Genomic DNA, 17636 nt, shown 5'->3' with positions numbered 1-17636 from the left:
CATCGAGAGGAGGTGCAGCGAAGCAAACCGTAGGCGATGCCCCCTGATGGACACCGTAGCGAGGGAACACTGAGCCTAAGCGAAGTGCCGTACGCCGGGGTTCAGCCTTTTTGGTTACTTTTTTGGCGTTTGAAAAAAGTGACCCGCCGTAAGGGCGGAACCCTAAGAAGCCGTTACCGCAGCAACGGATATGCCCCCAATCCAAAAACGAAAAACGGCCCCCATTCACATGGAGGCCGTTCCCGTTACAACTTAAGACGTTATCGCAAGACAGGTCTTATTTGCGGTCTTCCAGCTTGGTAATGTCACGCGACTCGTAGCCGGTGTACAGCTGACGCGGACGGCCAATCTTGTACGGGCTGGAGAGCATTTCCTTCCAGTGCGAGATCCAGCCGACAGTACGTGCCAGGGCGAAGATCACGGTGAACATGCTGGTCGGAATGCCGATCGCCTTGAGGATGATCCCCGAGTAGAAGTCGACGTTCGGGTACAGCGAGCGTTCGATGAAGTACGGGTCGGTCAGGGCGATCTCTTCCAGGCGCATCGCCAGTTCGAGTTGCGGATCGTTCTGGATGCCCAGTTCCTTCAACACTTCGTCGCAAGTCTGCTTCATCACGGTCGCACGTGGGTCGCGGTTCTTGTAGACGCGGTGACCGAAGCCCATCAGCTTGAACGGATCGTTCTTGTCCTTGGCCTTGGCGATGAACTTGTCGATGTTCGAGACATCGCCGATTTCATCGAGCATGGTCAGCACGGCTTCGTTCGCACCGCCGTGGGCAGGGCCCCACAGTGCGGCGATACCGGCGGCGATACAGGCGAACGGGTTGGCACCCGAGGAGCCGGCCAGACGCACGGTGGAGGTCGAAGCGTTCTGCTCGTGGTCGGCGTGGAGGATGAAGATCCGGTCCATGGCCTTGGCGAGTACCGGGCTGATCGGTTTGATCTCGCACGGGGTGTTGAACATCATGTGCAGGAAGTTTTCCGCGTACGACAGGTCGTTGCGCGGGTACATCATGGGTTGGCCCATGGAGTACTTGTAAACCATCGCGGCCAAGGTCGGCATCTTGGCAACCAGGCGGATCGCGGAGATTTCGCGATGCTGCGGGTTATTGATGTCGAGGGAGTCGTGGTAGAAGGCCGAGAGGGCGCCGACTACACCACACATGACGGCCATCGGGTGGGCGTCACGGCGGAAGCCGTTGAAGAAGGTTTTCAGCTGCTCGTGAACCATGGTGTGGTTCTTCACGGTGCCGACGAACTGGGCCTTTTGCTCTGCAGTCGGCAGTTCGCCGTTCAGCAGCAGGTAGCAGGTTTCCAGGTAGTCCGACTTTTCAGCCAGCTGTTCGATCGGATAGCCGCGGTGCAGCAGGATGCCGTTGTCGCCATCGATATAGGTGATCTTCGATTCGCAGGAAGCGGTCGACATGAAACCGGGGTCGAAAGTGAAGCGGCCCGTGGCCGTCAGGCCCCGAACATCGATTACATCGGGACCAACGGTGCCGGTTAAAATGGGCAGCTCGACGGGGGCTGCGCCCTCGATGATCAACTGCGCTTTTTTGTCAGCCATGTGGCCTCCTATTTATGCTTGAAATCATCAGACAGACCCCCCACGCAGGGCCCGCACCACTATAGTGAGATAAATTCGAATGTCAATTTGCCTAAAGTCTTGCTCCAGAAGGCTTTAACCGCACTTTTTCCTCGAAATTGCCTGCCATTTACGCCTTTTATACAACTTGTGCAATCAGCTATTGGGGGTAGGCGATTGCGTTGTCATTAGTAGCCTAACTGTCTATACTCGGCGACCGACCGCCAAGGGCTTTTGGGCTTGCTTTCATTGGGGGTCGCATCCCTGGGTGGTGGTTACCTGACCAGTGCACTCCCCAACAACTTTGCCCTGATTGTTAGGGGCTCTTCAGTGTGAAAAAAAAGCCGTGAAAAGCCAACGACCTGTAAACCTAGACCTAAGGACCATCAAACTCCCCATCACCGGCGTTACGTCGTTTCTTCACCGTGTTTCCGGCATCATCCTCTTCCTGGGCCTTGGCATCATGCTTTATGCATTGGGCAAATCCCTGGGTTCCGAGGAAGGTTATGTCGAGGTGAAGGCATGCTTGACCAGCCCGCTGGCCAAGTTCGTAGCATGGGGCCTCCTGTCCGCTCTGCTGTATCACCTGGTTGCCGGTGTGCGCCACTTGATCATGGACATGGGCATCGGTGAGACGCTGGAAGGCGGCCGCCTGGGCTCGAAAATTATCATCGCCGTTTCCGTGGTGCTGATCGTTCTGGCAGGAGTTTGGATATGGTAACCAGCGTTACGAACCTTTCGCGTTCGGGCCTCTATGACTGGATGGCACAGCGTGTGTCTGCGGTTGTTCTCGCGGCTTATTTCATCTTCCTGATCGGCTACCTCGCCGCTCACCCGGGCATTGGCTATGAACAATGGCATGGCCTGTTCGCCCACAACGGAATGCGTATCTTCAGTCTGCTGGCACTGGTTGCCCTGGGCGCTCACGCCTGGGTCGGCATGTGGACCATCGCGACCGACTACCTGACGCCGATGGCGCTGGGCAAGTCCGCGACTGCAGTACGTTTCCTTTTCCAGGCAGTATGCGGCGTTGCGATGTTCGCTTACTTCGTCTGGGGTGTGCAGATTCTCTGGGGTATCTGAGTCATGGCTAACATTCCAACGATTTCTTTCGACGCCATCATTATTGGTGGTGGCGGTGCCGGCATGCGCGCTGCGCTGCAGCTGGCACAGGGCGGTCACAAGACTGCCGTGATCACCAAGGTCTTCCCGACCCGTTCGCACACTGTATCCGCTCAGGGCGGCATCACTTGCGCCATCGCGTCCGCTGACCCGAACGATGACTGGCGCTGGCACATGTACGATACCGTCAAGGGTTCCGACTACATCGGTGACCAGGACGCTATCGAATACATGTGTCAGGAAGGCCCGGCTGCCGTTTTCGAGCTGGACCACATGGGTCTGCCGTTCTCGCGTACCGAGCAAGGCCGTATCTACCAGCGTCCGTTCGGCGGTCAGTCGAAGGATTACGGTAAAGGCGGGCAGGCTGCCCGTACTTGCGCCGCATCCGACCGTACCGGTCACGCGCTGCTGCACACCCTTTATCAGGGCAACCTGAAAGCCGGTACCACGTTCCTGAACGAGTACTACGCTGTCGACCTGGTGAAAAACCAGGAAGGCGAATTCGTCGGTGTGATCGCAATCTGCATCGAAACCGGCGAAACCACCTACATCCGCGCGAAAGCCACCGTACTGGCGACCGGCGGTGCAGGTCGTATCTATGCATCCACCACCAACGCCCTGATCAACACCGGTGACGGCGTCGGCATGGCTCTGCGTGCTGGCGTGCCGGTACAAGACATCGAAATGTGGCAGTTCCACCCGACCGGCATCGCCGGCGCCGGTGTACTGGTTACAGAAGGCTGCCGTGGTGAAGGTGGTTACCTCATCAACAAGCACGGCGAGCGTTTCATGGAGCGTTACGCTCCGAACGCCAAAGACCTGGCTGGTCGTGACGTGGTTGCCCGTTCGATGGTTAAAGAAATCATCGCCGGCAACGGTTGCGGTCCGAATGGCGACCACGTAATGCTCAAACTCGACCACCTGGGCGAGGAAGTGCTGCACAGTCGTCTGCCAGGCATCTGCGAACTGTCGAAGACTTTCGCTCACGTTGACCCGGTGGTTGCTCCGGTTCCGGTTGTTCCGACTTGCCACTATATGATGGGCGGCGTTGCCACCAACATTCATGGCCAGGCGATCACCCAGGACGCCGAAGGCGTGGATCAGATCATTCCTGGTCTGTTCGCGGTCGGTGAAGTGGCTTGCGTATCGGTTCACGGCGCCAACCGTCTGGGCGGCAACTCGCTGCTCGACCTGGTGGTCTTCGGTCGCGCTGCCGGCCTGCACCTCGAAAAAGCGCTGACTGACGGCATCGAATACGATGACGCCACCGAAGCCGACATCGAAGCTGCACTGTCGCGCCTGAACGCACTGAACAACCGTACCGACGGCGAAGACGTCGCTACCCTGCGTCGCGAGCTGCAAAGCTGCATGCAGAACTACTTCGGTGTATTCCGTACCGGCGAATACATGCAGAAAGGTATTGCCCAGCTGGCGGATCTGCGCAAGCGCATCGCGAATGTGAAGATCAACGATAAGTCGCAGGCGTTCAACACTGCACGTATCGAGGCGCTGGAACTGCAAAACCTGCTGGAAGTGGCTGAAGCTACCGCCATCGCTGCCGAAGTACGTAAAGAGTCCCGCGGCGCTCACGCCCGTGAAGACTTCGAAGATCGTGACGACGAAAACTGGCTGTGCCACACCCTGTACTTCCCGGGTGACAAGCGCGTCACCAAGCGTGCCGTGAACTTCTCGCCGAAGACTGTTCCGACTTTCGAACCAAAAGTCCGGACTTATTAAGGGTGACCGCCATGTTGCAAGTCAGTGTTTATCGTTACAACCCTGATCAGGACGCTGCGCCGTTCATGCAGGAATTCCAGGTTGATACCGGTGGTAAAGACCTGATGGTGCTGGACGTGCTGGCCCTGATCAAAGAGCAGGACGAGGGTTTCTCCTATCGTCGCTCTTGCCGTGAAGGTGTCTGCGGCTCCGACGGCATGAACATCAACGGCAAGAACGGCCTGGCGTGCATCACGCCGCTGTCCGCTGTCGTCAAAGGTAACAAGTTGATCGTTCGTCCTCTGCCAGGTTTGCCGGTTATCCGTGACCTGGTTGTCGATATGAGCATCTTCTACAAGCAATACGAGAAGGTTAAGCCATTCCTGCAGAACGACACGCCGGCTCCGGCCATCGAGCGTCTGCAGTCCCCTGAAGAGCGTGAAAAGCTCGACGGTCTGTACGAGTGCATCCTGTGCGCCTGCTGCTCGACCTCTTGCCCGTCCTTCTGGTGGAACCCGGACAAATTCCTGGGTCCGGCTGCCCTGCTGCAAGCGTACCGCTTCCTGGCAGACAGCCGTGACACCAAGACGTCCGAGCGTCTGGCGTCCCTCGATGACCCGTTCAGCGTCTTCCGCTGCCGGGGCATCATGAACTGCGTCAACGTATGTCCGAAAGGCCTGAACCCGACTAAGGCCATCGGTCACATCCGTAACATGCTGCTTTCGAGCGGCGTGTGATTCAGAAGCTGTAAAAGTAGTACTGCTTCACCGTAGAGGCTGTGGCGCGGGCTTCAACCCGCGCCAGAGCTATAACCAGAGCAACAGCCATAAGCTGCGGCTCTTATTTTGAAGAAATGAGACAAGCAGGGGCATCCGGGCTGGTACCCGGACTATCAGTGTGATCCTAAGTGGCTTGTTTTGGTCGCTGCATTCGGACTTCTGCAAGTTTGCTCGGTGTCGACACCGATGGTGTTCCCCTAACCGAGGGTGACCAAGCATGCAAGAAAGCGTGATGCAGCGCATGTGGAACAGCGCCTACCTTTCAGGTGGAAACGCTGCCTATGTGGAAGAGCTTTATGAGCTCTACCTGCACGACCCTAACGCTGTGCCAGAAGAGTGGCGCACCTACTTTCAGAAGCTGCCCGCCGACGGCGGCTCTGCCACCGATGTTTCGCACTCCACAATTCGCGATCATTTCGTGCTGCTGGCAAAGAACCAGCGCCGCGCCCAACCGGTTTCCGCCGGCAGCGTGAGCAGTGAGCACGAGAAGAAGCAAGTTGAAGTGCTGCGATTGATCCAGGCCTACCGTATGCGTGGCCACCAGGCAGCCCAGCTTGACCCGCTGGGACTGTGGCAGCGTCCTGCACCTGCAGACCTGTCGATCAATCATTACGGCTTGACCAATGCCGATCTTGATACGACCTTCCGTGCCGGCGACCTGTTCATCGGCAAAGAGGAAGCGAGCCTACGCGAAATTCACGAAGCGTTGCAGCAGACATATTGCCGCACCATCGGCGCTGAATTTACGCATATCACCGATTCCGTGCAGCGCCAGTGGTTCCAGCAGCGTCTGGAAAGCGTACGTGGCCGTCCGACCTACTCCGCCGACATTCAGAGCCACCTGCTCGAGCGCGTCACCGCCGGTGAAGGTCTGGAAAAATACCTGGGTACCAAATACCCGGGCACCAAGCGTTTCGGTCTGGAAGGCGGCGAAAGCCTGATTCCGATGCTCGACGAACTGATCCAGCGTTCCGGTTCCTACGGCACCAAGGAAGTCGTCATCGGCATGGCCCACCGTGGCCGTCTGAACGTGCTGGTCAACACCTTCGGCAAGAACCCGCGCGAGCTGTTCGACGAGTTCGAAGGCAAGAAGAAGGTCGAGCTGGGTTCCGGTGACGTTAAATACCACCAGGGCTTCTCGTCCAACGTGATGACCGCCGGCGGTGAAGTTCACCTGGCCATGGCGTTCAACCCGTCCCACCTGGAAATCGTTTCCCCGGTGGTTGAAGGTTCGGTTCGCGCCCGTCAGGATCGTCGTAACGACCCTACCGGCGAGAAGGTTCTGCCGATCTCCATCCACGGTGACGCTGCATTCGCAGGTCAGGGCGTGGTGATGGAAACCTTCCAGATGTCGCAGACCCGCGGTTTCAAGACCGGCGGTACCGTGCACATCGTGATCAACAACCAGGTTGGTTTCACCATCAGCAACCCGCTGGACTCGCGCTCCACCGAGTACGCGACCGACGTTGCGAAAATGATCCAGGCGCCGATCCTCCATGTGAATGGTGATGATCCGGAAGCCGTATTGTTCGTGACCCAGCTGGCCATCGACTACCGCATGCAGTTCAAGCGTGACGTGGTGATCGACCTGGTCTGCTACCGTCGTCGCGGCCACAACGAAGCTGACGAGCCAAGCGGCACCCAGCCTCTGATGTATCAGCAGATCACCAAGCAGCGCACCACTCGTGAGCTGTACGCTGATCGCCTGACCCAGGGCGGTGTGCTCGACGTTGAGCGTGTTCAGGCGAAAGTCGACGAATACCGCAACGCGCTGGACAACGGTCTGCACGTAGTGAAATCGCTGGTCAAAGAGCCGAACAAAGAGCTGTTCGTGGACTGGCGTCCGTATCTGGGCCACGCCTGGACTGCGCGTCACGACACTCGCTTCGATCTGAAGACCCTGCAGGAACTGTCCGCCAAGCTGCTGGAAATTCCGGAAGGCTTCGTGGTTCAGCGCCAGGTTGCGAAGATCTACGAAGACCGTCAGAAGATGCAAGCCGGCGGCCTGCCGATCAACTGGGGTTACGCCGAAACCATGGCGTACGCGACCCTGGCGTTCGAAGGTCACCCGATTCGCATGACCGGTCAGGACATCGGCCGCGGTACGTTCTCGCACCGTCACGCTGTTCTGCACAACCAGAAAGATGCCGGCACCTACATTCCGTTGCAGAACCTGTACGACGGTCAGCCGCGCTTCGACCTGTACGATTCGTTCCTGTCGGAAGAAGCCGTACTGGCATTCGAATACGGTTACTCGACCACCACGCCAAACGCGCTGGTGATCTGGGAAGCCCAGTTCGGCGACTTCGCCAACGGTGCGCAGGTTGTTATCGACCAGTTCATCACCAGTGGCGAGCACAAGTGGGGCCGTCTCTGCGGTCTGACCATGCTGCTGCCGCACGGTTACGAAGGTCAGGGCCCTGAGCACTCCTCGGCACGTCTTGAGCGTTACCTGCAGCTGTGCGCCGAGCACAACATTCAGGTGTGCATGCCGACCACGCCGGCCCAGATCTACCACTTGCTGCGTCGTCAGGTGATTCGCCCGCTGCGCAAGCCACTGGTAGTGCTGACTCCGAAGTCGCTGCTGCGTCACAAACTGGCAATCTCGACGCTGGAAGATCTGGCCGAAGGTTCGTTCCAGACCGTTATCCCGGAAGTCGATGCACTGGACCCGAAAAAGGTCGAGCGCGTTGTTCTGTGCAGCGGCAAGGTCTACTACGACCTGCTGGAAAAACGCCGTGCCGAAGGCCGCGAAGATATCGCCATCGTGCGTATCGAGCAGCTGTACCCATTCCCTGAGGACGACTTGAAAGAAGTCCTGGCTCCTTACACCAACGCCAAAGCGGCTGTCTGGTGCCAGGAAGAGCCGATGAACCAGGGCGCCTGGTACTGCAGCCAGCACCACCTGCGTCGCAGCATCAGTAACCTCAACAAATCTCTCGTACTTGAGTACGCGGGCCGTGAGGCTTCTGCTGCACCAGCATGTGGTTACGCATCGATGCACGCCGAGCAGCAGGAAAAACTGCTGCAAGACGCGTTTACCGTTTAACGCCTTCGCGCACCTGAAACCGAATTTAAGGAACCACAGACAATGGCTATCGAGATCAAAGCCCCCACTTTCCCGGAATCGGTTGCCGATGGCACCGTTGCCACCTGGCACAAGCAACCGGGCGACGCCGTCAAGCGTGACGAACTGATCGTCGACATCGAAACCGACAAGGTTGTCCTGGAAGTGCTGGCTACCGCCGACGGCGTGCTGGGCGCAATCGTCAAGGGCGAGGGCGACACCGTCCTGTCCGACGAAGTCCTAGGCTCCATCGTTGAAGGCGGCGCTGCTGCCGCTCCGGCTGCCGCTGCTGCACCGGCCGCTGCTGCCGCTGCTCCAGCTGCCGGCGCTGACGAAGACGCTATCGCTGCTCCTGCCGCTCGCAAGCTGGCCGAAGAGAACGGCATCAACCTGGCTTCCGTAAAAGGCACTGGCAAAGACGGCCGTGTGACCAAGGAAGACGTGGTTGCCGCTGTTGAAGCCAAGAAAGCCGCTCCGGCTGCTGCGCCTAAGGCTGCTGCTCCAGCCGCTGCCGCTCCTGTGTTCGCTGCTGGCGACCGCGTCGAGAAGCGCGTTCCGATGACCCGCGTTCGCGCTACCGTGGCCAAGCGTCTGGTAGAAGCTCAGTCGAACATGGCGATGCTGACCACTTTCAACGAAGTCGACATGACCGAAGTCATGGCGCTGCGTTCGAAGTACAAGGACCTGTTCGAGAAGTCCCACAACGGCGTACGCCTGGGCTTCATGTCGTTCTTCGTGAAGGCTGCCACCGAAGCGCTGAAACGCTTCCCGGCTGTCAACGCTTCGATCGACGGCGGCGACATCGTTTACCACGGCTACGCCGACGTTGGTGTTGCTGTTTCCAGCGACCGCGGTCTGGTGGTTCCGGTTCTGCGTAACGCCGAACTGATGAGCCTGGCTGAAATCGAAGGCGGCATCGCCACTTTCGGCAAGAAAGCCCGTGACGGCAAACTGTCGATGGACGAGATGACCGGCGGTACCTTCACCATCACCAACGGTGGTACCTTCGGTTCGATGATGTCGACTCCGATCGTCAACCCGCCGCAGGCAGCGATTCTGGGCATGCACAACATCATCCAGCGTCCGATGGCCATCAACGGTCAGGTCGTTATTCGTCCGATGATGTACCTGGCACTGTCCTACGATCACCGTCTGATCGATGGCAAAGAAGCTGTGACTTTCCTGGTGACCATCAAGAACCTGCTGGAAGATCCGGCTCGTCTGTTGCTGGATATCTGATAGAAGCAGTCACGCGCTGCAAGCTTCAAGCTGCAAGAGAACGCAGCCTGGCTTGCAGCGCGCGGCTTGAAGCTTTTCGCTAAAGAGGATTTTTTGAATGTCGCAGAAATTTGACGTAGTAGTGATCGGTGCGGGCCCTGGCGGCTACGTGGCTGCCATCAAGGCCGCGCAACTCGGTCTGAGCACTGCCTGCATCGAGAAGTACACCGATGCTGAAGGCAAGCAAGCCCTGGGCGGCACCTGCCTGAACGTAGGCTGCATTCCTTCCAAGGCGCTGCTGGACAGCTCCTGGAAATACAAGGAAGCGAAAGAAAGCTTCAACGTCCACGGTATCTCGACCGGCGAAGTCAAAATGGACGTCGCTGCGATGGTTGGCCGCAAGGCTGGCATCGTCAAGAACCTGACCGGCGGTGTTGCCACCCTGTTCAAGGCCAACGGCGTTACTTCGATCCAGGGCCACGGCAAACTGCTGGCCGGCAAGAAAGTCGAAGTCACCAAGCCAGACGGCTCGGTTGAAGTCATCGAAGCCGAAAACGTCATCCTGGCTCCAGGTTCGCGTCCGATCGACATTCCACCGGCTCCGGTCGATCAGAAAGTCATCGTTGATTCGACTGGCGCTCTGGAATTCCAATCCGTTCCCAAGCGTCTGGGCGTGATCGGCGCTGGCGTGATCGGTCTGGAATTGGGTTCGGTCTGGTCGCGTCTGGGTGCAGAAGTGACTGTCCTGGAAGCCCTGGACACCTTCCTGATGGCAGCGGACACCGCTGTTTCCAAGGAAGCGCTGAAAACCCTGACCAAACAAGGTCTGGACATCAAACTGGGCGCTCGCGTGACCGGCTCGAAAGTGAACGGCGACGAAGTCGTTGTGAACTACACCGATGCCAACGGCGAACAGACCATCACTTTCGACAAGCTGATCGTAGCCGTTGGTCGCCGTCCGGTGACCACTGATCTGCTGGCTGCCGACAGCGGCGTGACCCTGGACGAGCGCGGTTTCGTGCACGTTGACGATCACTGCGCTACCACCGTACCGGGCGTCTTCGCCATCGGTGACGTGGTTCGCGGCATGATGCTGGCTCACAAAGCCTCGGAAGAGGGCATCATGGTTGTCGAGCGCATCAAGGGCCACAAGGCTCAGATGAACTATGACCTGATCCCTTCGGTTATTTATACTCACCCGGAAATCGCATGGGTGGGTAAAACCGAGCAGGCCTTGAAAGCTGAAGGCGTTGAAGTTAACGTCGGCACCTTCCCGTTCGCAGCATCCGGCCGTGCCATGGCCGCCAACGATACCGGTGGTTTCGTCAAGGTCATCGCCGATGCCAAGACTGACCGCGTATTGGGCGTGCACGTGATTGGCCCGAGCGCTGCAGAACTGGTTCAGCAGGGCGCGATCGGTATGGAATTCGGCACCAGCGCTGAAGACCTGGGCATGATGGTTTTCTCCCATCCGACCCTGTCTGAAGCCTTGCACGAAGCTGCTCTGGCTGTGAATGGCGGCGCCATCCACATTGCCAACCGCAAGAAGCGTTAAGACACAATAAGAAACCACGGCGGTACGGCCCGTCGTGAGCCTTGCGTGCAAGACTCACCGCGGAATGTCCGCTGGACGCAGCCTTGCGTAGCTGCACCGGGTATCCGGAAAGGCTACGCAAGCAGCAGTCACAGGTGGCGCGGCACTCATCAAGAGCGCAGCGCCGAATGCGCAGTACCTAACGAAGACGGTAAAAAGCATGAATCTTCACGAGTATCAGGGTAAGCAGCTGTTCGCTGAATACGGCCTGCCAGTTTCCACTGGTTTCGCAGTAGACACCCCGGAAGCAGCAGCAGAAGCTTGCGACAAAATCGGCGGCAGCGAGTGGGTTGTCAAAGCCCAGGTCCACGCCGGTGGTCGCGGTAAAGCGGGCGGCGTAAAGCTGGTTCGCAGCAAAGAAGACGCCAAAGCCTTCGCACAGCAGTGGCTGGGCAAGCGTCTGGTGACTTACCAGACTGACGCCAATGGCCAGCCAGTCACCAAGATCCTGGTTGAATCGTGCACTGATATCGCTAAAGAGCTGTACCTGGGCGCTGTCGTTGACCGTTCGAGCCGTCGCATCGTGTTCATGGCTTCCACCGAAGGTGGCGTGGACATCGAGAAAATCGCTCACGACACTCCAGAAAAAATTCTGAAAGCCACTATCGATCCACTGGTTGGCGCTCAGCCATTCCAGGGTCGCGAGCTGGCATTCCAGCTGGGTCTGGAAGGCAAGCAGGTTGCTCAGTTCGCCAAGATCTTCGTAGGTCTGGCCAAGCTGTTCAAGGATCACGACCTGGCTCTGCTGGAAGTGAACCCGCTGGTGATCAAGGCTGACGGCGATCTGCACTGCCTGGACGCCAAGATCAACATCGACGCCAACGCAATGTACCGTCAGCCTAAGCTGAAGACTTTCCACGATCCGTCGCAGGACGATCCGCGCGAAGCGCACGCTGCCAAGTTCGAACTGAACTACGTAGCGCTGGAAGGCAACATCGGCTGCATGGTAAACGGTGCCGGCCTGGCCATGGGTACCATGGACATCGTCAACCTGCACGGCGGCAAGCCAGCCAACTTCCTCGACGTAGGTGGTGGTGCTACCAAAGAACGCGTTACCGAAGCATTCAAAATCATTCTGTCCGACACCAACGTCGCTGCAGTACTGGTTAACATCTTCGGCGGCATCGTTCGTTGCGACATGATTGCCGAAGGCATCATCGGTGCAGTGAAAGAAGTCGGCGTGAAAATCCCGGTTGTTGTTCGTCTTGAAGGCAACAACGCTGAACTGGGCGCTAAAGTACTGGCAGAAAGCGGTTTGAACATCATCGCTGCTACCAGCCTGACCGACGCTGCTCAACAAGTCGTTAAAGCTGCGGAGGGCAAGTAATGAGCGTCCTGATCAATAAAGACACCAAAGTTATCTGCCAGGGTATTACCGGTTCGCAAGGTAGCTTCCACACCCAGCAAGCCATCGAATACGGCACCAAGATGGTTGGCGGCGTAACTCCAGGCAAAGGCGGCACCGAGCACCTGGGTCTGCCAGTGTTCAACACCGTGAAAGACGCCGTAGCTGCCACTGGCGCCACCGCCAGCGTGATCTACGTTCCGGCTCCTTTCTGCAAGGACTCGATCCTGGAAGCAGCTTTCGGCGGCATCAAGCTGATCGTCTGCATCACCGAAGGCATTCCTACCCTGGACATGCTGGACGCTAAAGTTAAGTGCGACGAGCTGGGTGTCATCCTGATCGGCCCTAACTGCCCAGGCGTGATCACCCCAGGCGAATGCAAGATCGGCATCATGCCAGGTCACATTCACTTGCCAGGCAAGGTCGGTATCGTTTCCCGTTCCGGCACCCTGACCTACGAAGCTGTTAAGCAGACTACTGACGCCGGTTTCGGTCAGTCGACTTGCGTCGGCATCGGTGGTGACCCGATCCCGGGTTCGAACTTCATCGACATCCTGAAGCTGTTCCAGGAAGACCCGAAGACCGAGGCGATCGTGATGATCGGCGAGATCGGCGGTTCGGCTGAAGAAGAAGCGGCTGCCTACATCAAGGCTCACGTGACCAAGCCGGTTGTTTCCTACATCGCTGGTGTGACTGCTCCTCCGGGCAAGCGCATGGGCCATGCTGGCGCAATCATCTCCGGCGGCAAAGGCACTGCAGACGAGAAATTCGCTGCTCTGCAAGACGCAGGCGTGAAAACCGTGCGTTCGCTGGCGGACATCGGCAAGGCCCTGGCCGAGCTGACTGGTTGGGCTGTCAAGTAAGCCTCGCGCTTAGCTGACGCTTTACCAAACAAAGGCCACCTTCGGGTGGCCTTTGTCGTTTCTGATGTTTGTTTGACGATAGCGATTTATAGGCTCTCGCCCAATAACATGCAAAAACGCGACACAGACACGTCGCGTATCGGATAGTTCGCCCTCAAACAGTGCGTTTGTCAGACAAATTCGTTAGGCTAGCAGCCATTTTTGCGTCTGCCGCCCACAAGGCATGCAACGCGCTAAACGGGTCAGTCCCATACGGATTGACAGCATTTCCCTAACCCCACAGGGAAATCCCCCTCTAAATTCCGATTCAGTAGTGTGGTATTTCCTTAATGAAAGTTTTGAAAGGTCAGGACATCCTGGCACTTGGTTTTATGACATTCGCCCTGTTCGTCGGGGCCGGCAACATCATCTTCCCGCCTATCGTCGGTTTGCAGTCCGGACCCAACGTCTGGATGGCGGCGCTGGGCTTCCTGATCACGGCGGTCGGTCTGCCGGTGATCACCGTCGTGGCGCTGGCCAAGGTCGGCGGAGCGATGGATTCCCTGAGCAGTCCGATCGGCAAGATTGCCGGTGGCGTGCTGGCAGCAGCGTGCTACCTAGCGGTCGGTCCGTTGTTCGCAACGCCGCGTACCGCGACCGTGTCGTTCGAAGTAGGCCTGGCGCCGCTGACTGGCGAAAGCCCGCTGGCGCTGTTCCTCTACAGCTCGGTGTACTTCCTGCTGGTGTTCTTCATCTCGCTCTACCCGGGCCGTTTGCTGGACACCGTAGGGCGCTTCCTCGCGCCGCTGAAGATCATCGCCCTGGCGGTACTCGGCATCGCTGCGTTTGCGCTGCCGGCGGGTGATATCGGCGTGGCCACTCCGGAATACGTCGCGGCACCGTTCTCCCAGGGCTTCATCAATGGTTACCTGACCATGGATACCCTCGGCGCTCTGGTGTTCGGCATCGTCATCGTCAACGCGATCCGCTCCCGTGGCGTCGAGTCGCCTGCGCTGATCACCCGTTACGCAATCATCGCCGGGTTGATTGCCGGCGTCGGTCTGGCGCTGGTGTATGTCAGCCTGTTCCGTCTGGGTTCCGGCAGCCATGAAGTGGCCGCTGGCGCTACCAATGGCGCGGCGGTGCTGCACGCTTACGTGCAACACACCTTCGGTTCGCTGGGTAGCGGTTTCCTTGCGGTGCTGATCTCGCTGGCCTGCCTGGTGACGGCGGTCGGTCTGACCTGCGCCTGTGCCGAGTACTTCAGCCGCGTGTTGCCACTGTCCTACAAGACGCTGGTGATCATCCTGGCTGCGTTCTCGCTGCTGGTGTCCAACCTGGGCCTGACCAAGCTGATCGCGTTCTCGATCCCGGTACTGACCGCGATCTACCCGCCGTGCATCGTGCTGGTGGCCCTGAGCTTCTGCGCTGCGTTCTGGCATGAACAGAGTCGCATCATGGGCCCGGTGATGTTGGTGTCGTTCGTGTTCGGCACCATCGACGCCTTGAAAGGCGCCGGTCTGGCTGACTGGCTGCCGTCGCAACTGGCCCACCTGCCGCTGAGCGAGCAGGGCCTGGCGTGGCTGGTGCCGTGTGTGATGACCCTGGTAGTTGCCGTGGTTTGCGACCGCCTGCTGGGCAAGCGCGCCGAAGCCCTGGCTTAAGATTGCCCGGCCGCCACAAGCGGCTTCCGAGCGATTAAACAGAAATGCCCCGTATCAATCGATACGGGGCATTTTTTATGGGCGTGAGGCAGTGTCTTTTTCCCTGAGCTAACGTCGAAGGGTTGCCGAAATCTTCATCACAGGGAATTGCATGTCATTCATCCAAGCCAATCAGATCCACTTGCTTGCCGCGCTCTGGTTCGTCATCTGCTGGGGCGGTTACACCCGTTATGCCACCTGGAAGGGCCGCGACACTGCGTGCCTGGCCAGCGTGTTGCACCTGTACCGCGAAGACTGGATGCGCCGCATGCTGCTGCGTGACAACCGCATCGCCGACACCAGCGTGATCGGCAACCTTGAGCGCAACGCCTCGTTCTTCGCGTCCAGCACCCTGATCATCCTGGCGGGCATTCTCACCGTGCTCGGCGCCTCGGAACGTGCGGTGTCGTTGCTGGCGGATATTCCGATGGTGCAGCAGGCTTCCCAGGGCATGTCGGAGATCAAGTTGCTGTGCCTGGCGCTGGTGTTCGTCTACGCCTTCTTCACGTTCAGCTGGTGCATGCGCCAGTACAACTTCGCGGCCATCCTGATCGGCTCGGCGCCGATGATCGGCGAGCGGCACGTGTCCGAGCAGGAGCGCAAGGCGTTCGCTTCGCGGGCGGCGCGGGTGATTTCGATGGCGGCCAACCAGTTCAACTTCGGTCTGCGCTCCTATTACTTCGGCATCAGCATGCTGGCGTGGTTCGTCAGCCCGTGGCTGTTCATGCTGATGAGCGCAGGCGTAGTGCTGGTGTTGTATCGCCGCGAGTTTCATTCCGACGTGCTCGATGTAATGGTCTATACCCCTACAGAGGCGCCATTGCCCGACACGATCAAAGAGGCTGCTTGATGAGTATTCCGTTCTGGTGTGTGTTTATCAGTGCGTTGTTGATCTACGTGGCACGCATGCCGGTGGGCAAGGCCATGAAAGAGCAGGGCGGTTACAACAACCACTTGCCGCGTCAGCAGCAGGCGCAACTCACCGGTTACGGGGCTCGCGCACTGGCAGCGCATCAGAACAGCATCGAAGCGTTCATCTTGTTTGCTGTGGGTGTGTTGATGGCGCATACCACGCAGACGGCGGGATGGCTGATCGATACGTTAGCGATCATCTTCGTGATCGCACGGATTCTCTACTTGTGGTTTTACCTGGCCGATATCCCGAAGCTGCGCAGCCTGGTCTGGCTGATCGGCTTAGTGTGTTCATTGTTGCTGATGATTAGTCCGACTTTTAGAACTGTCTTGCTCTAATTCGGTATTAGCAAAAAATGACAGGCAAAAGAAAACCCGCACTTGGCGGGTTTTCTTTTTTGCCATCGAGAAGCGGCTTATTGCTTCTTGGCAGCTTCGTCTGCAGCGGCAGCGTTCGATTCGGCCTGATCTTTGGCGGCTTCGGCGTTTTCTTTCGCCGCGTCGTTCACTTTATCCTGAGCTTCATTCATTTTCTGCTGAGCTTGTTCAGCATGTTGGTTGGCATCTTGAGCTTTGTCCTCGGATTTTTTATCGCAGGCTGCGAGACCGAGGGAAGCGGTCAACATCAAGGCAATAGCTAAAGTCTTACGCATGGGGTGTTTCTCCTTATGGAAAATAACTACTGGCCTTAAGAACGCAGCCCCGAGGGTTAAGTTCCTCATTTCTCACAGATATATAAGTTTGTTTTGCAATGGAACTTTTGCTGTTCTTTCCACTACCGGGAACAGTGACTAACAAGAGTAATTATCAAATGGCCGAAAACCCTGTTTTTGAGCGCGCGACCCGCTTTCTTTCGGCCCTGCGCCACTGCCAGGTGCTGGGCTTGAAAGTGCACAGCGCCAGCAGCGAAGGCCTGACCGTGGTCTTGCCGTACAGCCCGCAGATCGTTGGCAATCCGCTGACCGGCGTGGTCCACGGCGGGGCGATCACGTCGCTGATGGACACCGCGTGTGGCATGGCCACCCTGTGCGTGCTGCCGGAATTCGAAGTCTGCCCGACCCTGGATTTGCGCATTGACTACATGCATGCCGCCGAACCGCATAAAGATGTCTATGGCTTTGCCCAGTGCTACCGAGTGACCACCGATGTGATCTTCGCCCGGGGCTTCGCCTATCAGGATGATCCCGAACATCCCATCGCCCACGTCGTCGGCACGTTCATGCGCATGGGCAAGGGCCTCAAAGGCACAAAAGGCTTTGGTGGCGCGATCAAGGGAGACAGCCAATGAACGATGATTTCAAGCAGCAACTGCAGGAGGCTCACGCGAAGGCTGACTACGCGCCACTGCTGAAGCTGATTCCCTATGCCGGGCTGATCGGTGTCGAGTGTTCGCGAGTCGGTGATGACCTGCTGTTCAAGTTGCCGGCCAACAAGGACAACATTGGTAACCCTTTATTGCCGGCGATCCACGGCGGGGTGATTGCCGGATTCATGGAGTTGTCCGCCGCCCTGCATCTGTTGATTTTTACCGGTGCGCCCGGCGTGCCGAAGATCATCGACTTTTCCCTCGATTACCTGCGGGCCGGGCAGTTTCGCGATACCTGGGCCAGGTGCCAGGTCTGTCGTCAAGGCCGGCGGGTGGCCAACGTCGCGGTCACGGCCTGGCAAAGCACCGAGAGCGAGCCGATTGCCACTGCCCGCGCCCACTTCAAAATCGACGAGCCCTTGAAATCCTGAACACCGCCCCCAACTC

Annotated in this window: 16 protein-coding genes; 14 read left to right on the top strand and 2 right to left on the bottom strand. The window is 58.2% G+C overall.

Features of this window, described 5'->3' with window-relative positions; all coding sequences use genetic code 11:
• Window positions 1-277: 277 nt before the first annotated feature.
• On the bottom strand, window positions 278-1567 hold the full coding sequence (gene gltA / locus AC1RMX_RS29485; RefSeq protein WP_007959044.1) for a citrate synthase: 1290 nt from the start codon (window positions 1565-1567) through the stop codon (window positions 278-280).
• A 364-nt stretch (window positions 1568-1931) separates the two neighbouring features.
• Here gltA and sdhC point away from each other — a divergent pair, with 364 nt between their 5' ends.
• The 12 genes from sdhC (at window position 1932) to AC1RMX_RS29425 (ending at window position 16222) form a co-directional block, all read left to right on the top strand.
• Window positions 1932-2306: a succinate dehydrogenase, cytochrome b556 subunit gene (gene sdhC, locus AC1RMX_RS29480; RefSeq protein WP_055137330.1), complete on the top strand. Its 375-nt coding sequence runs from the start codon at window positions 1932-1934 to the stop codon at window positions 2304-2306.
• Window positions 2300-2668 (top strand): succinate dehydrogenase, hydrophobic membrane anchor protein, encoded by a 369-nt coding sequence (gene sdhD / locus AC1RMX_RS29475; protein ID WP_085710546.1) that lies wholly within the window; start codon window positions 2300-2302, stop codon window positions 2666-2668. The genes sdhC and sdhD overlap by 7 nt, the downstream gene beginning before the upstream one ends.
• Window positions 2669-2671: 3 nt before the next feature.
• The gene (gene sdhA / locus AC1RMX_RS29470) at window positions 2672-4444 is read left to right on the top strand and encodes a succinate dehydrogenase flavoprotein subunit (protein WP_085608857.1); all 1773 of its coding nucleotides are present in this window, start codon (window positions 2672-2674) and stop codon (window positions 4442-4444) included.
• A gap of 11 nt (window positions 4445-4455) precedes the next feature.
• Window positions 4456-5160, top strand: a complete 705-nt coding sequence (locus AC1RMX_RS29465; protein ID WP_007959035.1) for a succinate dehydrogenase iron-sulfur subunit — start codon at window positions 4456-4458, stop codon at window positions 5158-5160.
• Between the two features lie 259 nt (window positions 5161-5419).
• Window positions 5420-8251 carry a 2-oxoglutarate dehydrogenase E1 component gene (locus tag AC1RMX_RS29460; RefSeq protein ID WP_096822973.1) on the top strand — a complete coding sequence of 944 codons (2832 nt, stop codon included), beginning with the start codon at window positions 5420-5422 and terminating at the stop codon, window positions 8249-8251.
• Window positions 8252-8293: 42 nt separating this feature from the next.
• Window positions 8294-9508 carry a 2-oxoglutarate dehydrogenase complex dihydrolipoyllysine-residue succinyltransferase gene (gene odhB, locus AC1RMX_RS29455; RefSeq protein ID WP_493073866.1) on the top strand — a complete coding sequence of 405 codons (1215 nt, stop codon included), beginning with the start codon at window positions 8294-8296 and terminating at the stop codon, window positions 9506-9508.
• Between the two features lie 97 nt (window positions 9509-9605).
• A complete protein-coding gene (gene lpdA / locus AC1RMX_RS29450) occupies window positions 9606-11042 on the top strand; it encodes a dihydrolipoyl dehydrogenase (RefSeq protein ID WP_085732276.1) in 1437 nt (478 codons plus the stop codon).
• A gap of 199 nt (window positions 11043-11241) precedes the next feature.
• Complete coding sequence (gene sucC, locus AC1RMX_RS29445) at window positions 11242-12408, top strand: ADP-forming succinate--CoA ligase subunit beta (protein ID WP_493073865.1); 1167 nt, start codon at window positions 11242-11244, stop codon at window positions 12406-12408.
• Window positions 12408-13289, top strand: a complete 882-nt coding sequence (sucD, locus tag AC1RMX_RS29440) for a succinate--CoA ligase subunit alpha (protein ID WP_017127973.1) — start codon at window positions 12408-12410, stop codon at window positions 13287-13289. Before sucC ends, sucD begins: the two co-directional genes overlap by 1 nt.
• A gap of 329 nt (window positions 13290-13618) precedes the next feature.
• Window positions 13619-14932 carry a branched-chain amino acid transport system II carrier protein gene (brnQ, locus tag AC1RMX_RS29435; protein ID WP_102620367.1) on the top strand — a complete coding sequence of 438 codons (1314 nt, stop codon included), beginning with the start codon at window positions 13619-13621 and terminating at the stop codon, window positions 14930-14932.
• 151 nt (window positions 14933-15083) lie between these two features.
• Window positions 15084-15821, top strand: a complete 738-nt coding sequence (locus AC1RMX_RS29430) for a DUF599 domain-containing protein (protein WP_096822976.1) — start codon at window positions 15084-15086, stop codon at window positions 15819-15821.
• Entirely contained in the window at window positions 15821-16222 is a 402-nt protein-coding gene (locus tag AC1RMX_RS29425) for an MAPEG family protein (RefSeq protein WP_096822977.1), read from the top strand. Before AC1RMX_RS29430 ends, AC1RMX_RS29425 begins: the two co-directional genes overlap by 1 nt.
• A gap of 77 nt (window positions 16223-16299) precedes the next feature.
• Here the strand turns inward: AC1RMX_RS29425 and AC1RMX_RS29420 are convergent, their stop codons facing one another.
• On the bottom strand, window positions 16300-16536 hold the full coding sequence (locus tag AC1RMX_RS29420; RefSeq protein ID WP_085682944.1) for a hypothetical protein: 237 nt from the start codon (window positions 16534-16536) through the stop codon (window positions 16300-16302).
• A gap of 158 nt (window positions 16537-16694) precedes the next feature.
• Between AC1RMX_RS29420 and AC1RMX_RS29415 the strand changes: the two genes are divergently transcribed.
• Both AC1RMX_RS29415 and AC1RMX_RS29410 read left to right on the top strand, forming a co-directional pair.
• Complete coding sequence (locus AC1RMX_RS29415; protein WP_096822978.1) at window positions 16695-17171, top strand: PaaI family thioesterase; 477 nt, start codon at window positions 16695-16697, stop codon at window positions 17169-17171.
• A complete protein-coding gene (locus tag AC1RMX_RS29410) occupies window positions 17168-17620 on the top strand; it encodes a PaaI family thioesterase (protein WP_102620368.1) in 453 nt (150 codons plus the stop codon). Before AC1RMX_RS29415 ends, AC1RMX_RS29410 begins: the two co-directional genes overlap by 4 nt.
• Window positions 17621-17636 lie beyond the last annotated feature (16 nt).

Source organism: Pseudomonas sp. GW822-FHT03F04 (assembly GCF_058801405.1).
Note: the sequence above shows the minus strand (reverse complement) of the source record. Positions and strands in the feature narration are given on the sequence as shown.

What these genes read in the sequence shown, in the direction of transcription:
- gltA (WP_007959044.1), bottom strand. Translation starts at nt 1,567, where the DNA reads ATGGCTGACAAAAAAGCGCAGTTGATCATCGAGGGCGCAGCCCCCGTC.
- sdhD (WP_085710546.1), top strand. Translation starts at nt 2,300, where the DNA reads ATGGTAACCAGCGTTACGAACCTTTCGCGTTCGGGCCTCTATGACTGG.
- sdhA (WP_085608857.1), top strand. Translation starts at nt 2,672, where the DNA reads ATGGCTAACATTCCAACGATTTCTTTCGACGCCATCATTATTGGTGGT.
- AC1RMX_RS29465 (WP_007959035.1), top strand. Translation starts at nt 4,456, where the DNA reads ATGTTGCAAGTCAGTGTTTATCGTTACAACCCTGATCAGGACGCTGCG.
- AC1RMX_RS29460 (WP_096822973.1), top strand. Translation starts at nt 5,420, where the DNA reads ATGCAAGAAAGCGTGATGCAGCGCATGTGGAACAGCGCCTACCTTTCA.
- odhB (WP_493073866.1), top strand. Translation starts at nt 8,294, where the DNA reads ATGGCTATCGAGATCAAAGCCCCCACTTTCCCGGAATCGGTTGCCGAT.
- lpdA (WP_085732276.1), top strand. Translation starts at nt 9,606, where the DNA reads ATGTCGCAGAAATTTGACGTAGTAGTGATCGGTGCGGGCCCTGGCGGC.
- sucC (WP_493073865.1), top strand. Translation starts at nt 11,242, where the DNA reads ATGAATCTTCACGAGTATCAGGGTAAGCAGCTGTTCGCTGAATACGGC.
- sucD (WP_017127973.1), top strand. Translation starts at nt 12,408, where the DNA reads ATGAGCGTCCTGATCAATAAAGACACCAAAGTTATCTGCCAGGGTATT.
- brnQ (WP_102620367.1), top strand. Translation starts at nt 13,619, where the DNA reads ATGAAAGTTTTGAAAGGTCAGGACATCCTGGCACTTGGTTTTATGACA.
- AC1RMX_RS29430 (WP_096822976.1), top strand. Translation starts at nt 15,084, where the DNA reads ATGTCATTCATCCAAGCCAATCAGATCCACTTGCTTGCCGCGCTCTGG.
- AC1RMX_RS29425 (WP_096822977.1), top strand. Translation starts at nt 15,821, where the DNA reads ATGAGTATTCCGTTCTGGTGTGTGTTTATCAGTGCGTTGTTGATCTAC.
- AC1RMX_RS29420 (WP_085682944.1), bottom strand. Translation starts at nt 16,536, where the DNA reads ATGCGTAAGACTTTAGCTATTGCCTTGATGTTGACCGCTTCCCTCGGT.
- AC1RMX_RS29415 (WP_096822978.1), top strand. Translation starts at nt 16,695, where the DNA reads ATGGCCGAAAACCCTGTTTTTGAGCGCGCGACCCGCTTTCTTTCGGCC.
- AC1RMX_RS29410 (WP_102620368.1), top strand. Translation starts at nt 17,168, where the DNA reads ATGAACGATGATTTCAAGCAGCAACTGCAGGAGGCTCACGCGAAGGCT.